General features: G+C 70.3%; 5 protein-coding genes and 1 pseudogene. All 6 read left to right on the top strand.

The features are described from left to right. The first annotated feature begins 58 nt into the window (after nucleotides 1–58). The gene (locus B4E30_RS03100; RefSeq protein WP_286793439.1) at nucleotides 59–1093 is read left to right on the top strand and encodes an HAD-IIA family hydrolase; all 1035 of its coding nucleotides are present in this window, start codon (nucleotides 59–61) and stop codon (nucleotides 1091–1093) included. Between the two features lie 18 nt (nucleotides 1094–1111). Beyond that, the gene (locus tag B4E30_RS03095; RefSeq protein ID WP_194385617.1) at nucleotides 1112–1324 is read left to right on the top strand and encodes a hypothetical protein; all 213 of its coding nucleotides are present in this window, start codon (nucleotides 1112–1114) and stop codon (nucleotides 1322–1324) included. After that, the gene (locus tag B4E30_RS03090) at nucleotides 1321–2121 is read left to right on the top strand and encodes a TlyA family RNA methyltransferase (RefSeq protein WP_286793438.1); all 801 of its coding nucleotides are present in this window, start codon (nucleotides 1321–1323) and stop codon (nucleotides 2119–2121) included. Before B4E30_RS03095 ends, B4E30_RS03090 begins: the two co-directional genes overlap by 4 nt. Continuing rightward, a complete protein-coding gene (locus tag B4E30_RS03085; protein ID WP_286793437.1) occupies nucleotides 2118–3083 on the top strand; it encodes an NAD kinase in 966 nt (321 codons plus the stop codon). The genes B4E30_RS03090 and B4E30_RS03085 overlap by 4 nt, the downstream gene beginning before the upstream one ends. After that, nucleotides 3080–4777 carry a DNA repair protein RecN gene (recN, locus tag B4E30_RS03080; RefSeq protein ID WP_286793440.1) on the top strand — a complete coding sequence of 566 codons (1698 nt, stop codon included), beginning with the start codon at nucleotides 3080–3082 and terminating at the stop codon, nucleotides 4775–4777. The genes B4E30_RS03085 and recN overlap by 4 nt, the downstream gene beginning before the upstream one ends. 14 nt (nucleotides 4778–4791) lie before the next feature. After that, nucleotides 4792–4983, top strand: a pseudogene (locus B4E30_RS03075) (CTP synthase); the annotation flags it as partial.

The raw sequence follows: 4983 nt of genomic DNA, 5'->3' as shown, positions 1-4983 counted from the left end.
AGCAGGGTGGCCATTACTCGTTAAGAGCCGTTCTCGAGGGCATCTCGGAAGGACACGCATGGCATTGTTCGGGCGCTCCGCCGGTCGTACTCCGCTTGAGGGTGTCGACACTGTTCTGGCGGACCTCGATGGCGTCGTGTACGCGGGGTCCGGCGCGATTCCGCACGCTGTCGACAGTCTCATCCGCGCGGCGTCTGATCGCCGTCTCGGTTACATCACCAACAATGCGTCGCGAACCGACGCGTCGGTGGCGGCGCATCTGCGCGACCTCGGTCTGCCGACGGAGCCCGCGGACGTAGTCACCAGTCCGCAGGCGGCGGTTCGGCTGCTCGCCACACGTGTGCCGGCCGGCTCGACGATCCTGGTCGTGGGCGGGGACGGCCTCGTGTCCGAGATCGAGAAGCATGGCTTCGTCGTCACGCGAAGTGCACAGGACCGACCCGCGGCTGTCGTGCAGGGCTTCGCGCCCGAGGTGGGGTGGACCCAGCTCGCCGAAGCGGCATTTGCGCTCGCGACCCCCGAAGACGACGGCGGCATCCCGTGGATCGCGACGAACACCGACTGGACGATTCCGCAGGCCCGGGGGATCGCGCCCGGGAACGGCACGCTCGTCTCCGCCGTCCACACGGCCGTCGGTCGTCTCGCAACGGTCGCCGGCAAGCCCGAGGTACCGATCTTCGAGGAGGCTGTTGCGCGGTTCTCCTCTCGCGCACCTCTGTTCCTCGGTGACCGGCTCGACACGGACATCCTCGGTGCCAATCGCGCGGGCATCGCTTCGGCTCTCGTCCTGACGGGAATCGACCGTCCCAAGCATGTGCTCGCCGCTCCGTCCGGCTCGCAGCCGACCTACGTGCTCTCGGACCTTCGAGAGCTGCATGAGCCGTATCCGGAGGTCATCCGGAAGGACGGCGTCGTACGCGTTCGCGATGCGCGCGTGCGGATCGACGGCGCGGACGTGAGCATCCTGGCGGCGGGTGGATCGCAGATCGATCTTCTCCGCGCGGGAGCGCATGCCATCTGGGATACCGGACGGCAGATCTTCGGCTTCCGGGTTCCGGACAGGCTGTATGCCGATCCGTTCCATCGCCCCTGAGACACGTAGCATGTGGGGATGGAGAGCCTGCCGAACCCTGCACCGCCGACGGGCGTCGACACCTCTTCTCGCGAGGCTGATCCGGTTTCGGACGGGATGGATCTCGTCTCCCGCCTCGAGGTGATCGAGGCTCAGCCTCTTTCTGTGCGCGCCGACGCCTATGGCTCCATCCACGATGAATTCTCAGCGCGCCTGGATGCCGATGTGACCGGGCGCGCCTCGCGCTCATGACGTCGCGCCTCGACGCGGCCGTGGCTGCGCGCGGACTTGCTCGCTCGCGCACCCACGCCGCAACGCTGATCGGTGCGGGTCTGGTCACCGTCGACGGGGCGACCGTGGTCAAGTCATCCACGCGCGTCGCTGACGACGCGCGCATCTCGGTCGCCGCCTCCGATCACTACGTCAGCCGTGCCGCTCACAAGCTGATCGCGGGTCTCGATGCATTTGACGTAGCAGTCTCGGACCGCTGCGCCCTCGACATGGGAGCGTCGACCGGTGGATTCACCCAGGTTCTGCGCGAACGCGGTGCCGCACCGGTGATCGCCGTCGACGTCGGTCACGGCCAGCTCGATCCGGTGATCGCAGGGGACCCCGGCGTGACCAGCCTCGAAGGTTACAACGTGCGGCACATGGATGCGGTGGGGCTGCGAGCGGCAAGCGGCGTCGCCGCACCGCCGTCGGTGGTCACGGGAGACCTGTCGTTCATCTCGCTGACGCTCGTGCTTCCCGCCGTCGCCGTGACGATGGCGGCAGGCGGCGACGCGGTGCTGCTGGTCAAGCCCCAGTTCGAGGTGGGACGCACCGCCGTGCGCGGCGGCCTGGTCACCAATCCGGCGCTTCGCGCCGAGGCTGTCGCGGATGTGCTGTGGAGTGCCTGGGATGCCGGGTTGGGTACCCGCGGGGTCATCGCCTCGCCACTGGCCGGCACACACGGCAACGCGGAGTATCTCGTGCACCTCGCGGCGGGCACCGGCGCGAATCCGACAGAATGGCTGGACACGATCTCCGAGCTGACAGGAGCCCGATGACCGAGCCCGAGCGGTACATTCTCGTCGTCGTGCGCGGCGGCGATGACACCCGCGACGCCGCGGAGAGCGTCATCACCGCGCTGCGCGTCGCGGGCGCCGTGCCCGTTCTCGACGAGGTCGACGCGGCCGAGATGTGCGCGGCTCGTCCTGACGTCGACGGTCTGGCGGTGCTCGGGCGAGACGTGCACGTGTCGCAGATCGAACTGGCGATCGTGCTCGGCGGCGATGGGAGCATCCTGCGGGCGGCGGAACTGGTGCGTGGGGGAACGGCGCCGGTGCTCGGCATCAACCTCGGGCACGTCGGATTCCTCGCCGAGAGCGAGCGGGACGACATGGACGAGGCGGTCCGTCGCGTCATCTCACGCGAGTACGAGGTCGAGGAGAGACTCGCCCTCCAGGTGCGCATCAAGGATGACACCGACACCGTCGTGTATGAGACCTGGGCGCTGAACGAGGCGACGGTGGAGAAGGCCGCGCGGGAACGGATGCTCGAGGTCGCGATCGAGGTGGACGGGAGGCCGCTGTCGGCGTTCGGCTGCGACGGGGTGGTCGTCTCGACCCCGACCGGGTCCACTGCCTACAACTTCTCGGCCGGTGGTCCCGTCATCTGGCCGACCGTGCAGGCGATCGCCGTCGTGCCGCTGTCGGCGCACGCGCTGTTCGCCAAGCCGCTCGTGGTCGGCCCCGACCACGCGGTCGCGATCGAGCTCATCGAGGGAACCGGGGGCAGCGGGGTGCTCTGGTGCGACGGACGTCGCTCGCACGAGCTCCCGCCGGGAGCACGCGTGGTCGTGCGGCGGGCGACCGATCCCGTTCGGCTCGCGCGGCTCCACCAGGCCGCGTTCACGGACAGACTGGTGCGCAAGTTCCGACTGCCCGTGGAGGGATGGCGCGGACCGGGCACCTCGCCGACAACGGCGACGCTGCGCACGTCGCCCCCCGAGGGGGAGGGGCACCCGTGATCGAGGAGATGCGTCTTCGCGATCTGGGGGTGATCGCCGAGGCGACCCTTCCCATCGGTCCCGGGTTCACCGCGATCACCGGAGAGACCGGCGCGGGCAAGACGATGGTCGTGACCGGGCTGGGGCTGCTGCTCGGTCAGCGGGCGGATTCCGGCGCTGTGCGAGCGGGCGCCGGGCAGGCCTCGGTCGACGGCGTGTGGATCGTCCCGAAGGCGGGCGCGGTCGTCGACCGCGTACGAGACGCCGGCGGTGACGTCGAGGAACTCGGCGACGGACGCGCGGAGCTGTTCGTCGGTCGCTCGGTGTCGCGCGAGGGTCGTGGCCGAGCGTCGGTCGGCGGACGCGCCGCGCCCGCGGGAGTGCTCGCGGATCTCGCCGAAGAGCTCGTCGTCGTGCACGGGCAGTCCGATCAGCTCCGCCTGCGCTCCGCCGTCGCACAGCGCGACGCCCTCGACCGCTTCGGCGGCGCCGAGATCGCGGCTCCGCTCGCGGCGTATCGAGACGTCTACGACCGCTGGCGTGCCCTCGACGCGGAGCTCACCTCGCTCACCTCAGACCGGGACGATCGCCGGGCGGAGGCCGAACGTCTCCGAGCCGAGATCGCGGAGATCGAACAGGCGGCACCGCAGCCCGGCGAAGATGCCGAGCTCACGGCGCGCGCCGAGCGGCTGGCCAACATCGAGGAGCTCCGCATGGCCGCGGCCACCGCCCACGAGGCGCTCTCCGGCGAGTCCGGAGGGCCCGATGCGACCGCGCTCCTGGCCGATGCGCGCCGCGCCGTGGAGAGGGCGTCCGATCGCGACGCCGAGCTGGCGGCCTTCGGCGAGCACCTCGCCGAGATCGGGTATCGGGTCACCGACCTCGCGACCGAGATCGCCGCGTACCTCGCCGATCTCGATGAGTCCGGGCCACACGAGCTGGCCGCCGTCGAAGATCGGCGTGCGGTGCTCGGATCGCTCGTCCGCGCGCACGGCAGCCTCGATGCCGCGATCGATCTTCTGGACACGGGTTCGGCACGTCTGGCGGAGCTCGACGACGACGGCGATCGCCTCGACCGCCTGGCCGCGGAACGGGATGCGGCTGCGACGGAGCTCGACACGGCGGCCGACGCACTGACCGCCGCTCGCACCGCGGCCGCGAGCCGACTGGCCGATGCGGTCTCGGCGGAACTGCGCGACCTGGCCATGCCGGATGCGGCCGTGACGGTCGAGGTCTCTCCGGCGAGCCCGTCGACGGCCGGGCGGGATGACGTGCAGATCCTGTTGGCCCCGCATCCCGGGGCTCAGCCGCGGCCCGTCTCGCGCGGCGCATCGGGGGGAGAGCTCAGCCGCGTCATGCTCGCCATCGAGGTCGTGATCGCCGCGACCGACCCCGTTCCCACGTTCGTGTTCGACGAGGTCGACGCCGGCATCGGGGGCGCGGCGGCGATCGAGGTCGGTCGGCGTCTCGCCCGACTCGCACGGTCGTCTCAGGTGATCGCCGTCACGCATCTCGCACAGGTGGCGGCCTTCGCATCCAATCACCTCTCGGTGGTCAAAGCCAGCGACGGATCCGTGACGGCCTCGAGCGTGCGCCGCCTGAAGGGCCCCGATCGCGAAGCCGAGATGGCGCGGCTGCTGTCGGGCATGCCCGACAGCGATGCCGCTCTCACCCACGCGCGCGAGTTGCTCGACCTCGGCGCGGAACGCGACTGATAGGATCGAAGCCCGTGACGCAGACTCCCGGTGACGGACTTTCCCCCCACGACACCACGAAGCACATCTTCGTGACAGGCGGTGTCGTCTCCTCCCTCGGCAAGGGTCTCACGGCGGCCAGCCTCGGCAACCTGCTCACGGCGCGAGGTCTTCGCGTCGTGATGCAGAAGCTCGACCCCTACCTGAACGTCGACCCGGGAACGATG

The sequence above is a fragment of the Microbacterium sp. UBA3394 genome (assembly GCF_002358725.1).
Lineage (GTDB): Bacteria > Actinomycetota > Actinomycetes > Actinomycetales > Microbacteriaceae > Microbacterium > Microbacterium luteum.
The sequence above is the reverse complement of the archived record's forward strand: the minus strand, read 5'-3'. Positions and strand labels throughout refer to the sequence as shown.

Coding starts and splice junctions, on each gene's coding strand:
- B4E30_RS03100 (WP_286793439.1), top strand. CDS start 59: ATGGCATTGTTCGGGCGCTCCGCCGGTCGTACTCCGCTTGAGGGTGTC.
- B4E30_RS03095 (WP_194385617.1), top strand. CDS start 1,112: ATGGAGAGCCTGCCGAACCCTGCACCGCCGACGGGCGTCGACACCTCT.
- B4E30_RS03090 (WP_286793438.1), top strand. CDS start 1,321: ATGACGTCGCGCCTCGACGCGGCCGTGGCTGCGCGCGGACTTGCTCGC.
- B4E30_RS03085 (WP_286793437.1), top strand. CDS start 2,118: ATGACCGAGCCCGAGCGGTACATTCTCGTCGTCGTGCGCGGCGGCGAT.